General features: G+C 63.2%; 14 protein-coding genes, 1 tRNA gene and 1 pseudogene. 10 read left to right on the top strand and 6 right to left on the bottom strand.

The genetic code is table 11. From position 1 onward, the window contains the following. Window positions 1-28 precede the first annotated feature (28 nt). A complete protein-coding gene (locus FHS94_RS04580; protein ID WP_184055117.1) occupies window positions 29-2,680 on the top strand; it encodes a glycoside hydrolase family 31 protein in 2,652 nt (883 codons plus the stop codon). A 262-nt stretch (window positions 2,681-2,942) separates the two neighbouring features. Here FHS94_RS04580 and FHS94_RS04575 read toward each other — a convergent pair whose 3' ends face one another. Both FHS94_RS04575 and FHS94_RS04570 read right to left on the bottom strand, forming a co-directional pair. Next, complete coding sequence (locus FHS94_RS04575) at window positions 2,943-5,249, bottom strand: GH92 family glycosyl hydrolase (RefSeq protein WP_184055115.1); 2,307 nt, start codon at window positions 5,247-5,249, stop codon at window positions 2,943-2,945. 235 nt (window positions 5,250-5,484) lie between these two features. Next, entirely contained in the window at window positions 5,485-8,016 is a 2,532-nt protein-coding gene (locus FHS94_RS04570; RefSeq protein ID WP_184055113.1) for a TonB-dependent receptor, read from the bottom strand. 117 nt (window positions 8,017-8,133) lie between these two features. On the opposite strand from FHS94_RS04570, the gene FHS94_RS04565 reads away from it, so the two are divergent. The 7 genes and pseudogenes from FHS94_RS04565 (at window position 8,134) to FHS94_RS04535 (ending at window position 16,652) form a co-directional block, all read left to right on the top strand. After that, window positions 8,134-8,856 carry a response regulator gene (locus tag FHS94_RS04565; RefSeq protein WP_184055111.1) on the top strand — a complete coding sequence of 241 codons (723 nt, stop codon included), beginning with the start codon at window positions 8,134-8,136 and terminating at the stop codon, window positions 8,854-8,856. A 47-nt stretch (window positions 8,857-8,903) separates the two neighbouring features. After that, complete coding sequence (locus FHS94_RS04560) at window positions 8,904-10,220, top strand: sensor histidine kinase (RefSeq protein ID WP_343055160.1); 1,317 nt, start codon at window positions 8,904-8,906, stop codon at window positions 10,218-10,220. Window positions 10,221-10,636: 416 nt separating this feature from the next. Next, window positions 10,637-13,954, top strand: a complete 3,318-nt coding sequence (locus tag FHS94_RS04555; RefSeq protein WP_221234534.1) for a glycoside hydrolase family 2 TIM barrel-domain containing protein — start codon at window positions 10,637-10,639, stop codon at window positions 13,952-13,954. 14 nt (window positions 13,955-13,968) lie between these two features. Continuing rightward, window positions 13,969-14,377 (top strand): annotated as a pseudogene (locus FHS94_RS04550) (IS6 family transposase); the annotation flags it as partial. A gap of 55 nt (window positions 14,378-14,432) precedes the next feature. After that, window positions 14,433-15,149 (top strand): IS6 family transposase, encoded by a 717-nt coding sequence (locus tag FHS94_RS04545; protein WP_184055105.1) that lies wholly within the window; start codon window positions 14,433-14,435, stop codon window positions 15,147-15,149. 231 nt (window positions 15,150-15,380) lie between these two features. Then, window positions 15,381-15,761 (top strand): MerR family transcriptional regulator, encoded by a 381-nt coding sequence (locus FHS94_RS04540; protein ID WP_184055103.1) that lies wholly within the window; start codon window positions 15,381-15,383, stop codon window positions 15,759-15,761. Window positions 15,762-15,911: 150 nt separating this feature from the next. Further along, the gene (locus tag FHS94_RS04535; protein WP_184055101.1) at window positions 15,912-16,652 is read left to right on the top strand and encodes a hypothetical protein; all 741 of its coding nucleotides are present in this window, start codon (window positions 15,912-15,914) and stop codon (window positions 16,650-16,652) included. A 117-nt stretch (window positions 16,653-16,769) separates the two neighbouring features. On the opposite strand, the gene FHS94_RS04530 is transcribed toward FHS94_RS04535, so the two are convergent. Further along, window positions 16,770-16,846 (bottom strand) — tRNA-Arg (locus FHS94_RS04530). 61 nt (window positions 16,847-16,907) lie between these two features. Between FHS94_RS04530 and FHS94_RS04525 the strand changes: the two genes are divergently transcribed. Beyond that, window positions 16,908-17,657 carry a queuosine precursor transporter gene (locus tag FHS94_RS04525; RefSeq protein WP_184055099.1) on the top strand — a complete coding sequence of 250 codons (750 nt, stop codon included), beginning with the start codon at window positions 16,908-16,910 and terminating at the stop codon, window positions 17,655-17,657. On the opposite strand, the gene purQ is transcribed toward FHS94_RS04525, so the two are convergent. Together purQ and purS are read right to left on the bottom strand one after the other, a co-directional pair. Next, window positions 17,654-18,322, bottom strand: coding sequence for a phosphoribosylformylglycinamidine synthase subunit PurQ (gene purQ, locus FHS94_RS04520; RefSeq protein WP_184055097.1), 669 nt, complete (start codon window positions 18,320-18,322; stop codon window positions 17,654-17,656). The genes FHS94_RS04525 and purQ overlap by 4 nt on opposite strands. Beyond that, the gene (gene purS, locus FHS94_RS04515) at window positions 18,322-18,552 is read right to left on the bottom strand and encodes a phosphoribosylformylglycinamidine synthase subunit PurS (protein ID WP_184055095.1); all 231 of its coding nucleotides are present in this window, start codon (window positions 18,550-18,552) and stop codon (window positions 18,322-18,324) included. The genes purQ and purS overlap by 1 nt, the downstream gene beginning before the upstream one ends. A 167-nt stretch (window positions 18,553-18,719) precedes the next feature. Between purS and FHS94_RS04510 the strand changes: the two genes are divergently transcribed. Beyond that, on the top strand, window positions 18,720-18,869 hold the full coding sequence (locus FHS94_RS04510) for a hypothetical protein (protein ID WP_184055093.1): 150 nt from the start codon (window positions 18,720-18,722) through the stop codon (window positions 18,867-18,869). A 3-nt stretch (window positions 18,870-18,872) separates the two neighbouring features. On the opposite strand, the gene purC is transcribed toward FHS94_RS04510, so the two are convergent. Continuing rightward, a complete protein-coding gene (gene purC / locus FHS94_RS04505; protein ID WP_184055091.1) occupies window positions 18,873-19,652 on the bottom strand; it encodes a phosphoribosylaminoimidazolesuccinocarboxamide synthase in 780 nt (259 codons plus the stop codon). Window positions 19,653-19,701: the final 49 nt, after the last annotated feature.

The following is a 19,701-nucleotide window of genomic DNA, read 5'->3' as shown; positions in this document are numbered from 1 at the left end:
CCGGGGAGCCTGGATAGGCGAGGAGCGAATGAAGCGTATCAGGTCCTACCTGGCCGGGACGGCCATTCTGCTTTCAGCTGCCGCATCGCCGGCCCTCGCTGCGCCGCCGTCCGTTGTGCCGGCGATGCATGGAAAAGCGGCCGCGGGCGCGATCATACAACGTGGGCAGGTGCGCTTCACAGTGCTCACGCCCGAGATGATCCGAATGGAATGGTCGCCGGACAGCCGTTTCGTTGACCAGCCTTCGCAGGTTTTCATCAATCGCGAACAGCCGGTACCTCGCTACAGCGTATCCACGCGTGGCGCGCTGCTCGTCATCGAGACCGAAAAGCTTCGGCTTAGCTACCGGTTGAACAGCGGCCGGTTCACAAAGGCGAATCTGCAGGTGGGCTCGCGCGCAGGCGCGCCGGCGTTCATGTGGCGCCCGGGCGACGTCGAAACAGGCAATCTCCGAGGTACGGCCCGTACGGTTGACCGGTACTCTGGCGACGTTCAAATCGACAGCGGCAAGCGTTTGGACCTGGGGCAGGGATTGCTGTCCCGCGATGGTTGGCACGTCGTCGACGACTCCCGATCATTTCTGCTGGACGACAGTCCATGGCCTTGGGCCAAGCTGCGCGCCTGTCGCGACTGCCAGGACCTGTACTTTTTTGGATACGGCCATCGCTATGAGCAGGCGTTGGGCGACTACGCCAAGGTCGCAGGGCGAGAGCCGATGCCGCCGCGCTTTGCGTTCGGCTATTGGTGGTCGCGTTACTGGAACTATTCCGACGACGAAATGCGGGGCCTGGTCGCAGACTTCGAGCGCTACCGAATCCCGCTCGACGTCATGGTTATCGACATGGACTGGCATCGGACGGACGGGCTGAGCTGGGACTCGAAGTACGTGAAGCGCGACGTGTTCGGGGAGTCGGTGGGCTGGACTGGTTACACCTGGAACCGCAGCCTTTTTCCTGAACCGGATCGGTTCTTGAATTTCCTACATGCGCACAAGTTGAAGACCACCGTCAATCTTCACCCCGCGTCGGGCATCCCGGCTAATGAGGAGAGCTACCCCGCCATCTCCAAAGCCATGAAGGTCGCCGACGGCAATCCAGTCCCCTTCGAGGCGGCAGACAAGGGCTTCGTTGAACAGTACTTCAAACTCACGCTCGATCCGCTACGCGCACAGGGCATCGACTTCTGGTGGCTCGACTGGCAGCAATGGCCCGAGTCCAAGCTGGTACCAGGGCTGTCGAACACTTGGTGGCTGAACTACGTGTTCTTCACGCAGATGCAGCGCACGAGCGCGGATCGAGGACTTATTTACCATCGCTGGGGCGGGCTTGGAAATCACCGTTATCAGATCGGCTTCTCGGGTGACTCAGTGATCTCTTGGCCGTCGCTAGCCTATCAGCCCTATTTCACCGCCACAGCGTCGAATGTGCTCTATGGATATTGGAGCCACGACATCGGCGGTCATTTCTTTGCCGAGAGCACGCCCGAGAGCGACCGGCACATTGATCCCGAGCTCTACGTCCGCTGGATGCAGTTCGGAGCCTACAGCCCGATCTTGCGCACGCACTCATCAAAGGAGGCTGGCCTGCGCAAGGAACCCTGGCGTTTCGCGCCTGAGGTGTTCGCCGCACTTCGCCATAGCATCGAGCAGCGTTATGCCATGGCGCCGTACATCTACACGGCGGCGCGGCAAGCCTATGATGGCGGCGTCTCGATCATGCGACCGCTCTACTACCAATGGCCCGAACAGCCCGAGGCCTATAGCACGCGCGGCGAGTACATGTTTGGCGACGACATGCTGGTCGCGCCGGTGACCGAGCCGATGAAGGTCGGGGTGGCGAGCGCCTCGATTTGGCTGCCGCCCGGGCGTTGGTATGATGAGAATCGCGGCGAACTTGTTGAAGGTGGCCGTCGCATCTCCCGCGACTATACGCTCGACGAGGTGCCCGTGTTCACACGCGCTGGTGCGGTTGTGCCGCTCAACCCGCCGTCGGTGCAGAAGCTTCAGGACATGGACAACGGCAGCGTTGTGCTGCGAGTCAGCCCGGGCGGGAAGAGCGTTTCGCGGGTTTATGCCGACGCAGGCAACAGCGAGGGCTATCGCAACGGCGAGTACAGCCTCACTCGGGTCGAGAGCGAGCGCGACCTGCGCCGGGCCACGCTGGTCGTTCATCCGCGTGAAGGACGCTATCCCGGTATGCTTGATACGACCCAGGTCACAGTCGAACTCCCGAGTGCCGCAATCCCAGAGCGCGTCGTCGTCAATGGCCGAGCCTACTCGCGGTCCGACGACGGGCAGGAGGGCAGCTGGAGCTACGACGGGACGGAACTGACCGCGAGGATAAAGGTCCCGGCGCAGTCGGCGAGTGAACCGTTGAACGTATCGGTGGCATTCGGAGAAACGCCGCCAGGCTTCAACGCGTTATTGTACCGCATGAAGCGCACAGCTGCGGCAGTCGCCTGGCTGAAAGAGCGCTGGGAACCGCCAACACCTCTGCCCGACGATCTCGCGCTCGCTGCGCAGCTCGGCCGCTTAATCGACTATCACCCGGAACGGATGGCGGCGCTGGTGCGCCAGTTCGACGCCAGGATCGGTGCGCTCGTAGCACAGGTGAATGCGTCCCACGCGAAAGCTGAGGTGAAGAAGGGGTTTGCTGCAATGATGCAGTCTGTTCAGCGGTGAGGTGGCGAGCGGGCACGGTTGAAGAGAACGAGAAGGCCTGACCCATCGAGGAGACGAGCCCGGCCGGTCAGCCGGACTGGGCCGTGCGCCGATCGCCAAGGGGACACCTCTCGAAACGCTGACTGACCCAACAGATTGCCTCGCTTGCAGATGCAACGGTGCAGCGGTAGCAATCGAGTTGCTGAGGTCAGGGATGCTCTTGGTAGGCCGGAGCAGCGTCGAGCAGCGCGGCATCCGCCGAAAACTCCCGCCGCGTCGGAGATCATTCGCGCGCGCTGCTCATTGAGTAGGGCCGCGCTGATCGGGCCGTACCCCAGCGCTTGTTCGGCAGCTTTTGCATGACGAAGCGCAACTCGCCGCCCGCCATGATCTCGTCATGGGTGATGTAGCTGCGTGTCAGCGGCCGCCCCTTAAGCGCTACCTGACCGACATAGTCGTTGCCCGGTGCCATCCCGTCCGCGACGACGGTGAAGCGCTTGCCATCGGGCAGGTTCAGCACCGCGCGTTCCACGAACGGACGACCGATCGCGTATTGCAGGCTGCCCGGCGTCACCGGATAAAAGCCGAGCCCGGTGAAGAACAGCCAAGCCGACATTTGGCCCAAATCGTCATTGCCCGACAGGCCATCGGGCGTCGGCTTGTACTGCGAAGCGACGATCTGCGTCAGCCGCGCCTGTGTCCGCCACGGCGCGCCGGCATGGTCGTAGAGGTAGGCGACGTGGTGGCTCGGTTCGTTGCCGTGAATGTACTGGCCGATCAGCCCGGCGATATCCTCGGCATGGCTGTAGTCGAGCTTGGAATTGTCGTAGTCGAACATCGCGTCGAGCTTGGCGACGGCCGCCTTGTCGCCGCCCATCGTACGGAACAACGCCTCCTGATCCTGCGGCACGAACCAGCTATACTGCCAAGCGTTGCCCTCCGTGTAGTCGGAGCCATAGTTGATCGCGGTAGGGTTAAAAGGCGTGCGGAACGCGCCCGATGCCAACCGGGCGCGGACAAAGCCGGTCTTCGGGTCGAAGCTGTTGCGCCAATTGCCTGCGCGAGCCTCGAACTGCTTGGCGACGTCAATGCGGCCCATCGCGCGTGCCATGCGGGCGATAGTCCAGTCGTCATATGCATATTCTACGGTCTTGGACGCTGCCTCCGGCTCGCGGTCGATCGGGACGTAGCCGAGCCGCTGATACTCGCCGAGGCCGCCGTACGGGGCATAGGTCGCGCTCGCGACCATGGCGTCGAGCGCCGCGTCGGCATCGAAGCCGCGGATGCCCTTCAGGTACGCGTCTGCGATCACCGGCACGGCGTGGTAGCCGATCATGGTCCAGGTCTCGCGTCCCTGAAACTGCCAGACGGGCAGGATGCCGTCGGGGCTGTAGCGGCGGCTGTCGATCAGCGATCGGACGATCTCGCTCGTGGTCTGCTGTGGTTGGACCAGGGCCAGCAGCGGATGCTCGGCGCGAAAGGTGTCCCACAGCGAGAAGGTGGAACGGAAGGTATAGCCGTCCGCCCTGTGGACCTGATTGTCCGGCCCGCGAAAGCGCCCGTCCGCATCCCCCGCGACCGAGGGTGCGAGCAGGCTGTGGTAGAGCGCGGTATACAGGCTCTTTGCCATGGGCGCGGGCGCCTGCAGGTCGACCGCGCCCAACGCCTGCGTCCAGGCCTGTCGGGTTGCGGCACGGATCTGGTCAAAGCCGCCCGCCTCGCTGTCGAGATTGGCTAGCGCGCCCGCTTCATCGACCGAACTGAGCGCGACCTTCACCTCTAGTGGCTGCGAAAGCTGTCCGAAGTCGAGCCGCGCCACCAGTGCCCGCCCGGCCCGCTCAGCGAGTGCGTCGCTGCCCCGGCCCGGTCCCTGAAAGCCCTTGTAGGTGACGTCCTTCTCCGTGCTGACGAACGCATGGCCGGTCAGCGGCGCCGAAAAGCGGATCGCAAAGAAGAGCTGCCGGTCGGGTGCCCAGCCGCGGGTCTGGCGCGTGCCGGTGAGGGTGCCGTCGGCGTGCAGCCGCAGCGACGACCACAGGATCTTGCCCGGGTAGTTGTAAAGCGAGGAACGCAGGTCGAGCACCAGATGCGCCGCCTTGCCTGCCGGGAACGCATAACGATGGACGCCGACACGGGTCCCCGCCGTCATCTCCGCGCGCACGCCCGCATCCGCCAGCGTCACCGCGTAGTAACCAGGTTGCGCGACCTCGTCGGCGTGGTTGAAGCGCGACCGGTAGCCCGATTCTGGCACCTTGGGGTCGCCCGGCTCCAGCGGCACCGCATCGCCCGACACCGGCATGACCAGGAAGTCGCCAAGGTCCGAATGCCCCGCGCCCGAGAAATGAGTGTGGCTGAACCCCTGAATGGTCGGGTCGTCATAGCGATAGCCCGCGGCATGGCTGTAGCAGTCGCGGATCTGGCAGCCCGTGTCGGTGTCCGGGCTCAGCTGCACCATGCCGAAGGGGGCGACGGCGCCGGGAAAGGTATGCCCTTCGCCGCCGGTTCCTATGAACGGGTCGACCTTGTCATAGCCCGAGGCAATCAGGGTCGGCGCAGAGAGCGCGAGCGCGGCAGCGAGGCGAAGCTTCATGGGCAAGTGCTAAACCGAAAGGCTGCTTCTCACCAATAGCTGATCCCTGGCAAAGGGCGGCGCCCTGCGCCGCGGGAGCCGATGCCCCAACTCGGCCGGGGCGTACAGACCCATTAACATGGCACTGGATGTGGCCCGCGCCAGCTCCTTCGTAAGCGCACGCAAAGCTCCGTGAAGGGGAGCCTTCGCGGGTCATCTCTGGCGCAGCAACCGAGGCTTCACCACCTGTTCCTCTTCAGAAAACATGCCGCAATCGAGCGCTGATCGTGCGGCCGAGCGGATTTAGATAGTTGTGCTGATAATTTAGCGGCGTCGTGCCGGAGTCATCGCGGACCCTTTGGCGCGCGTCGAAGAGGTTGGTCACGTCGAAGGTCAAACGCGTACTCTTCAGCCATCCCGGACTTTTGGAGCCGCCAAAACGCTCGGCGAGGTTGGCGAAGAGATGAAGGTCCATGGAGGCGAGGCTTCCGAACCGCAGTTGATCGGCCGCGCCCTCCAAGCCGCCAACCTCGGTCCCGCTGCGCCAAGTCGCTGAGAGGCGAATTCCCAGACCGCGCTGGAACGCGCCGGCTTCCAACTCGATCTCATGACGACGCCGACCGCCATCGGTACCTGTCGCGCCCCCATTGAGCAGATCGAGGGTTGGTAGTCCTTTGCGAAGAAGGAGGGAGTCCTCGAGATACCAGTTGTGGTATAGGCTTACGAACAGTCTACTTGAAGCGGTCATGATGTTGCGGGCGAACGCGCTTCCAGGCTGGGGGTGAAAGGTGAAGGTGCCGTTTGGCCCTGGCGTCATCTGCCCGATCTGATCGGCTGGTATCTGGATCATTCCGTCCGCCATGCCGGGCGGCACCGGGCCCAGCGGCTTTGTGAGATTGAGTCCCCATCGAAACTGCTTCTGACGGGAAGCCGCGAAGTTGATGGGACGCGCGTCTACCCGAAGCAGCCTCCCATCCTTGTCGCGGGTGAACCGATCCGGAAAGGCTCTTTCCACCTGGGGCGAGACGATCGGCAGGGCGGTAACGGGATTGTCGGTCTGCGCCGCGACGTAGTCGACGCTGAGCGTCAGGTTGATTCGCGACAACGGACGAGCGTTCAGACCCAACCTGACGACGTGACGTTCGTCGTTACGTAGGGTCGGGTTACCGCCGAAAACCTGCGTGACGTCCACCACTTCGCGCCGGGCGATATCGTAGGTGCGGACGTTGGGGGTGACCAGTGTCGGCCCCCCAAGCTGGTCGAGTGCCGGTGCCCCCTGCTCGCTGGTTCCCGAGGCGATAAAGCCGATGGCCCGGATTGGCGACCAGCTCAGACCAGCCCCGAACCTCCACATGGTGCCGGCGTCTGACAAGCGATCAATCGCGATGTTCGCGTTGGCCGAGATTCGGCCAAGCTTCGAGGGCCCGCGGTCGACGGAGTCGAGAAGCGGCAGATCGAGGTTGACCTGAAGCCCGCCCTGATCACGGTTGCGTTCCGATCGTGGCGACGTCGAGCCGTTCACCACTCGGGTCTCGAAGTCGTGGAACCGGACCCCTCCTTGGAAACTGGCCGACAGCGGGCCGGCCGGCAGATCCACGAGCGGGCCGGACATGACCAGGTCGGCACTTGCGACCGAGTCCGTCGAGCGAGCGTCGTCGCGTCGGCGGGATGGGGCGTCGAGGTCGGTCACCGTCCTGGTTGCGGCGCGATCATAGTTGCCAAGAGCGGTCCACTGCCAGCCGCCGCTCCGTCCGCTGAGAGTCGTGCCCAGATGCTCAGAGTCCTGATCGCTGCGGCGCCGGAGCGCGCCGCTTTCGCCAAGGCCAAGCAGGCTCCGGTTCCGGTTCGTCTCGGCGCGTCCGTTCACCGTCGCGGATACTTCGCCCAGCACATGCCCGCCAGCGACGCCATTAAGGACCAATTGCTTGGTGGAAGGCAGCAGTGTTCTGAAGGGTCCAAGTCCGGCCATGCCGGAGGCTTGCTGAATGCGTCGGTCGCTCTCGAGCAGTCGCGCGGAGCGATTGTAAGTTGCCCCGAAGCCGTAGCGGGTGTCGTTGCGGATCAGCAGGAAGTCGGCGTCCGCGTTACCTACCTCCCGCCCACCCTGGGTGGACGTGCTGAAACCCGCCTGGCCTATGCTCGACCGATATTGCTGAACGGTCACCACGTTCACGACCTTCTGATCCGCCCGGTAGCCGTACTTTAGCGCCACCTCTTCCGGAAAAATCTCCATACGCTCGATCGCTTCAGTCGGAATGCGCGCGATTTCGGAAGGGCTCGATACGCGCCGGCCATTCAGGAGGGTAACCGCGCCCTCGTCGCCCCGTCCACGATTGCTTTCCGTCTGTGGTCCGATTGCCGCCAACAGCGCCTCGACGTCGTCGGTGCCGATGGCCCTTATTTCGGCCGCGCGGAACGTCCTTTCGGGCCGAATGTCACCCAGGACGGACCCGCGAGGGCGCCGTCCAGCGACGATGACGTCTTCATCGCCACCATCGTCCGGGGTAGGCGCTGGTGGAGCCGGCGTCGAAGTCGGACCAATCTTCGGGGGTTCACCCAGCGCCTGCCCGGCTAGAGGCGCCGGCTTACTCGCGGGGGCGGCAGTGCCGGACTGCGCGGCGCGCTCGTCCGAAGGGGGAGTGGCCGCGGGCGACCCGGTCGGGCCCGATCCGATCGACGTCAACACGATCGGCGTCGCTACGCCAGGCTTGGAGGCCAGCTGCGCGGCGGCGCCGCTGGAACTTGTTCCGGCCAGCAGCCCCGCGAACAATGTTGCTTGGGCCCTCAAGTCCAATCTCCCGTCCTGCTCTCGGGGCGGTATCAGCGGCTTTGGGTAGCTTTGTGATGACGCTTCTGTAGCGAGCGATGACACGCAAATGCTACATGGCGCCGCTACGTCGTCGCCATGGAGTCAGCGGTCATCGCCACTAGCAGGATCCTCGTCGTCGACGACGACGCGAGCATCCGGGACGCGATTGCGGAATTTCTCGGTGGCCATGGCTTCGCCGTTCGGGCTGCCGGTGATGCAGCCGCGTGCGATCGGGAGATGCGGCAAGCGCCTGCCGATCTGATCGTCTTGGATGTGATGATGCCGGGCGAGGACGGATTGTCGTTGTGTCGTCGCCTGGCGCCGACCGGCGTTCCTATCCTGATGCTCAGTGCGCTCGACGAGGTGACAGACCGGATTGTGGGGCTCGAGGTCGGTGCGTGGGACTATCTCACGAAGCCGTTCGAGCCCCGTGAACTTCTGGCCCGGGTTCGAGCACTGCTTCGGCGGCCCGTGGCGGACAAGCCCGATCCGGAGCAAGCCAGGGGAGGCGCGACGTTCGGAGGTTGGTGGCTGAACGCCGAGGAACGGCGATTGCGCGATCCCGCCGGGCGTCCTGTCGCTCTGAGCGAGGGCGAGCATGCCCTCCTAGCCGCATTCGTTCGGAGCTCGGGACGGATCCTGACCCGAGACGCTCTGCTCGACCTCGCGCGCGGGTTGGATGTAGCGTCCTACGACCGAGCCATGGACATCGCAATAAGCCGCCTGCGTCGTAAGCTGGCCGATGCCGACCCCGCCCCGATCATTGAAACGGTACGCGGCGTCGGGTACCGTCTCGCGCCAGCGGTGCGTGCGGGGTGAGGCGCCCGCTAAGCGCGCTGATGTCGATCGGCGGCTTCGGAGTCGCCGTGGCCATCCTGAGCGTCGCGACGACCGGGACGATAGTCGTACTTGCGCCACCGCCGCCGCCGCTTCGGATGAGTGCGGCAGAAGCGCTTGCGGCTTTGCACCATCCCTCGCCCGAGTTCGAGCGAGAGGTGGCCGGCGAGCCGTTGCCCGGCACACGCGTGCCCCAATTGGAGGGGCTGATCGCGGTAGAACTGCATCGGGCACCGCGATCTGTCACAGTAACTTTGCTCGAAAAGGAAGAACAGGTCGGCATCCGCGCTCGTGAGAAAGGCTTCAGCGCGCCGTTTCCGGAGGACTCCATCGCCGGAGAGACCGTCATCTTCCGACAACACGGAAAGGGTCTGTTCGACATGATCGATCCGAGAAAGGAGCCCGACGCCTACCGGAAGTCCGCGCTCGGGCTGCTGCGGCCCGGCTTCGCGTTGAGCGTCCTGCGAAAGGATGGGAAGTGGCTGAACGTCCAACCTGTCCGGCCTTTCCTGACCGGGTGGCAGCGCAACATCGTCATGTCGCTCGCGATCACGTTGCTGCTGCTCATTCCCTTGGCGTGGATCTTCGCGCGCCGCCTGACGCGTCCGTTCCGCGCACTCGCCAGCTCACTCGGTGACAGCGCTGACGCAGTGCCCGAAGAAGGACCCCGCGAACTGCGCGAAGCCGCCGCGGCGATCGGCGCCATGCGCAAGCGACTGGCGACCGAGGCGGCGGAGCGTGCACGCATGCTGACTGCCATAGCGCACGACCTGCGTACGCCCATGACCGGCTTGAGATTACGCGTCGAGGCCGCGCCCGAACCTCAGCGCACGCGTATGATCGCCGACATCGAACGCATGCAGGCCATGATCGGCGAGGTACTAACGTTCGCGCGGGACGCGGCAGCTCAACCGGAACTACTGAACATTAAGCCAGTGCTCGCCGACATCGTTCAGGAGATGCAGGGACGCGGTTCGTCGTCTTGCCTCGTCCACGGCGAAGATGCGCTTGTGTCAGCACCGCCGCTCGCCTTCCGACGGGCAATCGAAAACCTTCTTCAGAATGCGATCGACTATGCGGGTGGCGGGGTTGTCTCCGTCGAGCGAACTGCCGCAAGCGTCTGCATATCGGTTTCGGATGATGGTCCGGGCATTCCGCTTGTCGACCGTGAGCGCCTGCTGCGCCCCTTTGAACGGGGTGACGCCTCACGTAATCGCGACACGGGAGGTGCGGGACTTGGCCTCAGCATCGTTCGCGACTTCGCCGCCCGAAACCGCGGAAGCTTCAGGTTGGCCGAGGCTACCAGCGGCGGAACGCTCGCGATCCTCCAGCTGCCCGCAGCCTAACGGCCTGGGGCAGGCGAGGGCGTCTGGCTGCCTCCGCCCGAGCGTGGTCGGCCCGAACGCTGAGCGCGGGGACCGGAGCGAGGGAGACGTTTGATTTATCGTGCAGTCGGTCTGCATCGTCGCCGTTAAGTTGGACCGAGTGGCCTACGAGGACGCGAGCGGTAGCACCCCTGAACGAAGGTGAGTCCGGGCTGACACGCTAAGAACGGAGTGCGACAGGACCGCCATGATCGAGAGGCAGTTGAACGGACCCGCCGCGGGGTCGGGTACGTTGGCAGCGAGATCGAAACCAGTGCCGCGGATTAGGTTGATGGATACTGGGCCGCAGATGACCTAGTGCGGATCAGCTCGTACAAGCCGTTTGAAATGCCAAAGGGTTCGTCGACAAGCGGACGCCAGTGAGCGGGGGGAATTGGATGCGTACTTGGGCTCCTTTTGGCATGAGCTATCTGTTGGTGATCGCGGTGGTGCCGGCGGTGGCTCAACAGAGGACCAATCCGATACCGCCCAGCTGGAAAGACGGGCCTCCCATCGCTCAGGCCAGCCCCGATCCGAAGCGCCCTTATCGCGAGTGGGAAGACCCGAAGACCTTCGAGGTCAATCGCGAGGCACCGCACGCCACGTTGTTCAATTACGAAGATCTAGCACGGGCCGAGCGCGGTAACCCGGCCGACTCCGCACGGCATCTCTCGCTCGATGGAACGTGGAAGTTTCACTGGTCACGCAATTCCTCCGAGCGGCCGGCCAATTTCTGGAAGCGTAGCTTCGACGTATCAAGCTGGAGTAACATCAAGGTGCCCGGCACCATCGAGGCACAGGGCTACGACCGACCTTACTACGTCAACATCGGTTATGCCTTTCCGATGAACCAGCCGCTGGTACCCGACGATTACGCGCCGGTGGGGAGCTATCGACGGACCTTCGACCTGCCAGCGAACTGGCGGGGGGACGACGTCTTTCTTCGCTTCAACGGCGTCGGCTCGGCCATTTATGTGTGGGTTAACGGCCACAAGGTCGGTTATTCGGAAAACACTAAGAACCCTGCCGAGTTTAAGGTGACCAAGTACCTCAAGCCCGGCGCCAACGACGTCGCGGTGGAAGTCTACCGCTACTCGGACGGCAGCTATCTTGAGGATCAGGATATGTGGCGCGTATCCGGCTTCGAGCGGCCCGTAGAAATGTTTGCCGTTCCCAAGGCATGGGTGCGAGATTACTTCGCCAAGGCAGGCCTTTCGGAAGGCTACCGGGACGGCACCCTCGACCTTTCAGTCGACGTCGCGCCCGGCGTCGGAGGGCAGGGCGCCTATAGCGTGGAGGCGATCCTTTCCGACAAGAGCGGGCAGACGGTGTGGAGCGAACGCCAGCCCGTCAACTTTGCGCAAGGTAAGAGCGGCAGCCTGCGGTTCAACACCCGCCTACCCAATGTACGGCGGTGGACGGCGGAAACCCCGAACCTTTATGGCCTGATGCTTGTGGTGCGCGACAATGCGGGCACAGTGCTTTCCGCGGTTCCCGGCCACGTCGGCTTCCGCGACATTGCTATTCGTGACGGTCAATTGATGGTCAACGGACAGCCGATCACTATTCGCGGCGTCAATATGCACGAGCACGATCCAGACACGATCAAGGTCGTGTCCGAGGAGACGCTGGAAGCTCGTATTCGCCAGATGAGGGCCATGAACATCAATGCGATCAGGACATCGCATTATCCCCAGCGTGCCGCCTTCTACGACCTTGCCGACCGATATGGCATGTATGTGGTTGATGAGAGTAACATAGAAAGTCACGGCTATTACGAGGCGGGCTTCGGGATAGGACCCGAAGAAAAGTGGCAGCTCGGCCACAAGCCCGAATGGGAAGCCGCCCATCTGGCGCGCATGGAGCAGCTCGTAGAACGCGACAAAAACCACCCGTCGATCATTGCCTGGTCACTTGGCAATGAAGCGGGTGGAGGGCCTGCCTTTCAGAAGATGTATGACTGGGCCAAGAAGCGCGACCCGACCAGGCCCGTGCAATATCAGGCGGCAGGCATGAAGCCGCCTTTCACCGACATGGTGGTACCCTTCTATCCCAATCAGGCGGCTATCGCGAAATGGGCGAAGGAGTTTCCACTGTCGCCCATCATCATGACCGAGTACTCCCACATGATGGGCAATTCCGGCGGCGACATCGCCGATCTTTGGGAAGAGATCCGCAAGCACCCGAACACGCAGGGTGGCTTCATCTGGGACTGGCTTGATCAGGGGCTGAACTACCATCATCCCGACGGATCGCTCTTCTGGGCCTATGGTGGCGATCCGGGCCCGCTGATGATTTCGCAAACACAGTCGCCCGAAAGCCTGCGCGGCAATTTCGTCGCCAACGGCATGATCGGCACCGATGGGCAGCCAAACCCGCATGCCTATGAGGTGCGCCATGTCTACCAGCCCGCGAGCTTCGCGGCGGTCAATGCTGCTGCGGGGACGGTGCGCGTTGCCAACCGGTTCGACTTCATCAATCTCGACCGCTTCGACATCGTATGTACGATGCTCGAGGACGGGGTTGAACAGGGCAGCTGTGGTCGGCAGAGCCTCTCCATCCCAGCTCGGGGTAGTGCTGCGTTCACTCTGAAGAGGGAAGCCGGGCAGCCTAAACCAGGCGCAGAATATGTTGCCCGCTTGGCGCTGGTCACACGCGAGGGCAGCCTTCCAATGACGGAAGCCGGCACCACCGTCGCAACTGACGAGATCGTGCTGCCGATTGTGCATGCTGCGGCGCCTGCCAAAGAAGCCGGCCAAATTACCCTGAGCCAGACCGGTGCAGAGTGGCAGATACAAGGACCGGGCTATGCTGCCCGATTCAACAGTGGCACCGGCGAGCTCGTCTCATTGCGCGGGCGCGGAGGCGAGCTAGTGGAGACCGCGCCTAAGCCCAATTTTTGGCGCCCCGTGACGGATAACGACATCGGGTGGGATGTTCCGGCAAAACTGGCTGTTTGGAAAGAGGCAAGCCTGAACCGCGCGCTCACCAGCTTCTCCGCGAAACGGCAGGGCAAAGGCGTCGACGTCCAGGCGCTCCAGACAGTGGGTGACAATGTCGCCTGGATACGCACGCGGTATCGTTTCGAGCCTACGGGCGACATCGTTGTGACCGAGACCATTGAGGATGGCCGCAAGGATCTGCCCGTATTGCCACGTTTCGGCTGGACGATGCGCATGCCTAAGGCGTTCAATGAGATCGCTTGGTACGGGCGCGGGCCGTGGGAAAACTATGCGGATCGCAAGACCGGTGCGATGCTGGGCCGCTACAAAGGTGCGGTTGTTGATCAATACTACCCTTACATCCGCCCGCAGGAGACTGGGAACAAGACCGATCTGCGCTGGATGGCCGTGACTGACAGTAACGGCAACGGGCTGCTGATCAGCGGAGCGCAGCCGTTTTCAGGTGCGGCCCTTGCGCTTGATCCGATGCACCTCGATTACGACCGCATCGCTCCCAACCGACATGGGCTGGACGTAAAACCGGAGAACTTCACCAATCTCACGGTGGACTATGCTCAAATGGGCGTAGGCGGTGACAATAGCTGGGGCGCGCAGCCGATGGCCAAGTATCAGCTGCCCTTCCGCCGTTACAGCTTCACGGCGCGGCTCCGGCCGCTCGCCCCCGGGGACGATCCGGCACAGATCGCGCGCACGAGACCACCGGGCACCGTCAAACCAAATGCACCGGCTGGTAAGCAGGACAGGGTAGGGTAGGATAGGGGGACTGCATGCCTCGCCAGCGCAAGCCTGATAGCCCGTTCCGCTACTAAACTCGTCACCCGAGGTGATCCGGCTGGTCGTGCTGATGTACGTGCGTTTCCGCTCAGCTTGCGGAACGTCGAGGACCTCCTGCTCGAGCGCGGCATCGATATCTGCCACGAGACGATGCGGCAGTGGTGGAACAGGTTTGGCCCGATGTTCGCGGGCGACATACGCCGCCAACGGGTGAGCCGGATGCGCGGCCTCCGGCACTGGCGGTGGCACCTGGACGAGATGTACGTAAAGCTGAATGGCGAGATGGTGCACCTGTGGCGAGCGGTCGACCACGAGGGCGAGGTGCTGGAGAGCTACGTCACTAGAACCCGCGACAAGGCTGCGGCTTTCACCTTCATGAAGAAGGCGCTCAAGCGCCATGGCGGCTCCGTCAAATGAATCGCACCGGCTGGTAAGCGGGACAGGGTAGGGCGGGCGCATGCCCCGCCCGCGTAAGCCTGACAGCCCGTTCCGCTACTTCAACTCGTCGCCTGAGGTGATCCGGCTGGTGGTGATGATGTACGTGCGCTTCCCGCTCTCCTTGCGGAACGTGGAAGACCTGCTGTTCGAGCGCGGGATCGACATCTGCCACGAAACCGTGCGGCTATGGTGGAACAGGTTCGGCCCACTGTTCGCAGGCGACATACGCCGGCAGCGGGTGAACCGAATGCGAGGCTTCCGGCACTGGCGATGGCACCTGGACGAGATGTACGTGAAGCTGAACGGCGAGATGGTCTACCTGTGGCGAGCGGTCGACCATGAGGGTGAGGTGCTGGAAAGCTATGTCACTAGAAGCCGAGACAAGGCTGCCGCTCTTACCTTCATGAAGAAGGCGCTCAAGCGCCATGGTAGGCCTGATGCGATCACTACCGATGGCCTGCGAAGCTATGGTGCAGCGATGAATGAGCTCGGCAATGCCGAGAAGCAGGAGGTGGGTCGCTGGGCCAACAACCGGGTGGAGAACTCACACCTGCCGTTCCGACGACGAGAGCGGGCAATGCTCAGGTTCCGGCAGATGAAGACGCTCCAGAAGTTCGCTTCCGTCCACGCCAACGTCCACAACCACTTTAGCCTCGAACGCCACCTCGTTGACCGCCAGACCTACAAGGAACGACGCTCCGCCGCGCTGGCGGAGTGGCAGAGCCTCGCAAGCTAGACGACCGTGCTCGTCAGGCGAACTGCATCCTGTGGAGACGAGTTCGCATTAGACTGACAGCACCATCAGGCTTGTTGACCGCCCACATCGCGGAAACGTCTAACCGCGAGCGGGAGCGCGGGCCCAGAGGCTGACCCATCAATCAATCGTAATCGTGCATGTCAGGCGGGAATTTGGGGCTTCTGCACTCCCCGCCTTCCTGCTTTTCATTGCAGAGTGTAGTGGTCACCGATGAACATCGGCGAGGCTGCTCGGGAGAGTGGCGTATCCCAGCGTATGATCCGGCACTATGAAAAGCTGGAGATAATCCCGGAGCCTCTGCGTCGGGCGAGCGGTTATCGAGAATATGGCGAGGCCGACGTTCAGCGCCTCCGCTTTATCGCGGATGCTAGGGCCATAGGTCTGCCGCTCGAGGAAATTGCCGAGTTGCTCCGGCTTTGGAGCGAGCCCGGATTAAGTGGGCGAGACATAAGCGTGGTCGCGCTAGCCTGTACCAAAGTGCTCGACGACAAAGCTGGTCAGATCGAGCGACTTAAATCTGCGCTGCTTGATCTCCTTGCACAAATCGAGATTGGCAGCAGGCCGGCGCACCCTCCGATGCCGCAGACCTGACGGCGGTTAGATCAAGGGTTTTGGCGTTGCCAGACGTCGCGGCGACTGCCTTCTTGCCATTCCAACCCTGACATGGTGTCAATGTGGTGGGGAACGGGAGCGATTCGCGCTTACGTTCCGACACGAAGGGCGAAAGGGAGGGGCAAGGTTATGGCTGATGAGGATCGCGGGTCTTTCATCGTAAAGCTGTGCGGGCGCGCCATGATCAACGGTGTTGCTTCTATACCGGTCGACGGGACCGCGAACCCGGGGAAGCGTGTGATCCCTACCACCCGAGCCGACTTGATCCGACTTGCCGAGGTCAGCGTGGAGACAGGCGTGAGGTTCGAGCGCGACAGCCTGTCCGGCGAGCCGATGGATTGGTTGCTTCGTCCGCGTCGATTGTTCGACGGCAGGGATGCCCTTGAGGCGTGTCTGGGTGAGGACGGGCATGATCGCGCATTGCTCGTGCATGGTATGGGTCTTGATCTCGATGCCGACGCTCGTGATCTGGAAGGCCTCTTCATGGACGGGTCGGATCTTACCGATAGTCCGGGCGATAACGTGATCTGCCTCCCTCATGACTTTCGGGACGGTCGTCCACGCGCACGATCGGGGCGTCGCCTGTTCACCTTCCAGATGATCGACGAGGTGGAGGGCGGGATCATCCAAGCCTTCGGTGCAATGATGGCATGGCATTGCATGGAGGTCCGGTCGCGTCTCCGTGATCGATATGGGGCGTCGCTTGCCGATAGGGCGGACGTGCTGGATGGCTTTGACGACAACTCTTCGCTCGTCGAGGCGCTGGTTTCGGAAACCGTCTCTGATATGCTCGAGCAGATCGCCGCCGATCCGACCTCGATGCTAGCGGATGGTCTCGATCTCAGGATCGAGCAGATGTTCGTTTCGTGAAGCCGCTGACTCGGCGGCCGCTTAGGGGACTAATATGCGACAGCCCCCCTGAATGGCCGCCGTAAGGCGGTTGTATGGGCGTGGTAAGGCGGTCCCAACAGGCGGCTGATCGCGCGATGGCGCGCCCGGTAGGGTTCGAACCTACGACCTCAAGCTTAGAAGGCTCGTGCTCTATCCAGCTGAGCTACGGGCGCGCGCGGGTTACCGCCTAGCGCGGATTGCGAAGGGGTGAAACGGGCTTCATGAAGTTGCGCCATGAACCAAGCCGATGACGCCCCGCTGCGGCGGGTCGATGCCGCCGCGATCCGGGGTGAGCATTTCCGCTATTACGACCTGGTGATGGTCGCTTTTGTCGTGATCCTGCTGCTGTCCAATGTGGTGGGGGCGGAGAAGCGGTCGGTCATCGACCTGCCGGGGATCGGGCCTTGGCCATTCGGGGCGGGTATCCTGTTCTTCCCGATTTCCTACGTCATCGATGACGTGCTGACGGAGGTATATGGCTTTGCCCGTGCGCGGCGCGTGATCTGGGCGGGGTTCGTGGCGCTGCTGTTCACCGCGATGATGGAGGCGACGGTGGTGCGCCTGCCCGTCGCGCCCGGCTGGACAGGGCAGGCGGCCTATGAACGGGTGTTCGGCGCCGGGTGGCGGATCATCGGTGCATCGCTGGTCGCCTTCTGGGTGGGCGACTTCCTCAACTCCGCGGTGCTCGCCCGGATGAAGGTGTGGACCAACGGGCGCTGGCTGTGGACCCGGACGATCGGGTCCACGATCATCGGGGAAGGCGCGGACAGCCTGATCTTCTACCCGCTCGCCTTCTACGGGCTGCCCGACTGGCCGATTGCGGCGCTGGGCGCGGTGATGGCGAGCCAGTTCGTCCTGAAGGTGAGCTGGGAAGTGATCCTAACCCCCGTCACCTATGCCGCGGTCGGCTTCCTGAAACGGCGCGAAGGGGTGGACGTGTTCGACCGCACCACCAGCCTGTCACCCTTTGCCGCGCGCGTTTAGGCGCCCACCGCCTCGACCAGACCCTCGAACAGTCGGCGACCGTCGGTGCCCCCATGCGCCCCTTCAATCCGACGTTCAGGGTGAGGCATCATGCCGAGCACATTGCCCGCGGCGTTGATGAGCCCGGCGATGTTGCGCGCGGAGCCGTTGACGTCCTCGCCATAGCGGAACGCGACCCGGCCTTCGCCCTCCAGCCGGTCCAGCGTCTCGGCGTCGGCGAAGTAGTTGCCGTCGTGGTGGGCGACGGGCACGCGGATCGTCTCGCCCGCCTCATAGCGTGCGGTGAATGACGTCTGGGCGTTGTCGACGACCAGCGGCACGTCGCGGCATACGAAGTTGAGGCCGGCGTTGCGCATCAGAGCGCCTGGCAGCAGCCCCGCCTCGGTCAGTACTTGAAAGCCGTTGCACACGCCGAGCACCGGCAGGCCCTTGTTCGCCCCCTCGACAACCGCGCGCATCACGGGGGAGCGTGCCGCGATTGCGCCGGAGCGCAGGTAATCGCCATAGGAAAAACCGCCCGGCACGGCGACCAGCCCGACGCCCTCGGGCAGGTCCGTCTCGCCGTGCCACACCATGGCAGGCTCGGTTCCGGTCACCTCCCGAAGTGCCACCGCGAGGTCGCGATCGCAATTCGAGCCCGGAAAAACGATAACCGCGGTCTTCATCAGAGACGCTCGATCCGGTAGTTTTCGATCACCGTGTTGGCGAGAAGCTGGCGGCACATGCCGTCGAGCTGCTCGTCCGTTGTGGTGTCGGCTACCTCGATTTCGAACAGCTTGCCCGCGCGAACGTCATCAACGCCTTCAAAGCCCAGGCTGCCGAGCGCATGGTGGATTGCGCGCCCTTGCGGGTCCAGCACGCCGGGCTTGAGCGTGACAAAGATTCGAACTTTCATGACGGATCGGTTCCCGGCTGGTGGCGCGCTCGCTATGCCGCCACGCCAGCGGGGGGGCAAGCTTCGCGTCGCCTTAACCATCGCCGACAAGGAGTCGTTGGCCGGCGACGTATATGGAGCAAGCCCGGCGTGTCGTGCTTCCGCGGCGTGGCCGAGGGGAGAACGCCATGGCCGGACTAGCCATGATCATGTTCATCGCGCTGTTTGCGTTTGGCAGTCAGTATTTCGGCTGGGAAGATGCAGGAGGGCAGATCCAGCTCGCGCTGTTTTCCGCCTTCCTGTTCGGGATCATCTGCGGCTACCGCGTCAACAAATAGGGCCTACTTGCCCCGCCGCTTGCGATGGGCGTCCATGTCGAGAACCGCCGTCTCGCCACCTTCGGGCAGAAGCCCGAGCCGCCGCGCGACTTCCTGATAGGCTTCGACCTCACCGCCCATGTCGCGGCGGAAACGATCCTTGTCGAGCTTTTCGCCGGAGGTCATGTCCCACAGCCGGCAGCAATCGGGGCTGATCTCGTCCGCCAGGATGATCCGGCCGTAGTCATTGTCCCAGATGCGGCCGAATTCGAGCTTGAAGTCCACAAGGCGGATGCCGACGCCCGCGAATAGCCCGGTCAGGAAGTCGTTCACGCGAATCGCCAGGTCGGCGATGTCGTGCATTTCTTCCTGGCTCGCCCAGCCGAACGCGGCGATGTGCTCGTCGGTGATCATGGGATCGCCGAGTTCGTCCGATTTATAAGCGTATTCGATGATCGTGCGGGGAAGCTGGGTGCCTTCCTCGATACCGAGGCGCTTGGACAGAGTTCCGGCCGCCACGTTGCGGACCATCACCTCGACCGGCACGATCTCCACCTGCCGGATCAACTGCTCGCGCATGTTGAGGCGGCGGATGAAGTGAGTCGGTACGCCGATCAGGTTCAGCAGGGTGTAGATGTGCTCGGAAATGCGGTTGTTGAGCACGCCCTTGCCGTTGATCGTGCCCTTTTTCTGCGCATTAAAGGCAGTGGCATCGTCCTTGAAGTACTGGATCAGGGTGCCAGGTTCGGGACCCTCATAGAGGATCTTGGCCTTGCCCTCGTAAATCTGGCGGCGGCGAGCCATGCTGATTCCCCTGAAGCAATGTGGCCCCGAGCGCCACGCAATGCAGTCT

This window comes from Sphingomonas aerophila (assembly GCF_014199305.1).
GTDB classification, from domain to species: Bacteria; Pseudomonadota; Alphaproteobacteria; order Sphingomonadales; family Sphingomonadaceae; genus Sphingomonas; species Sphingomonas aerophila.
This window is presented reverse-complemented; position numbering and strand designations above follow the sequence as displayed.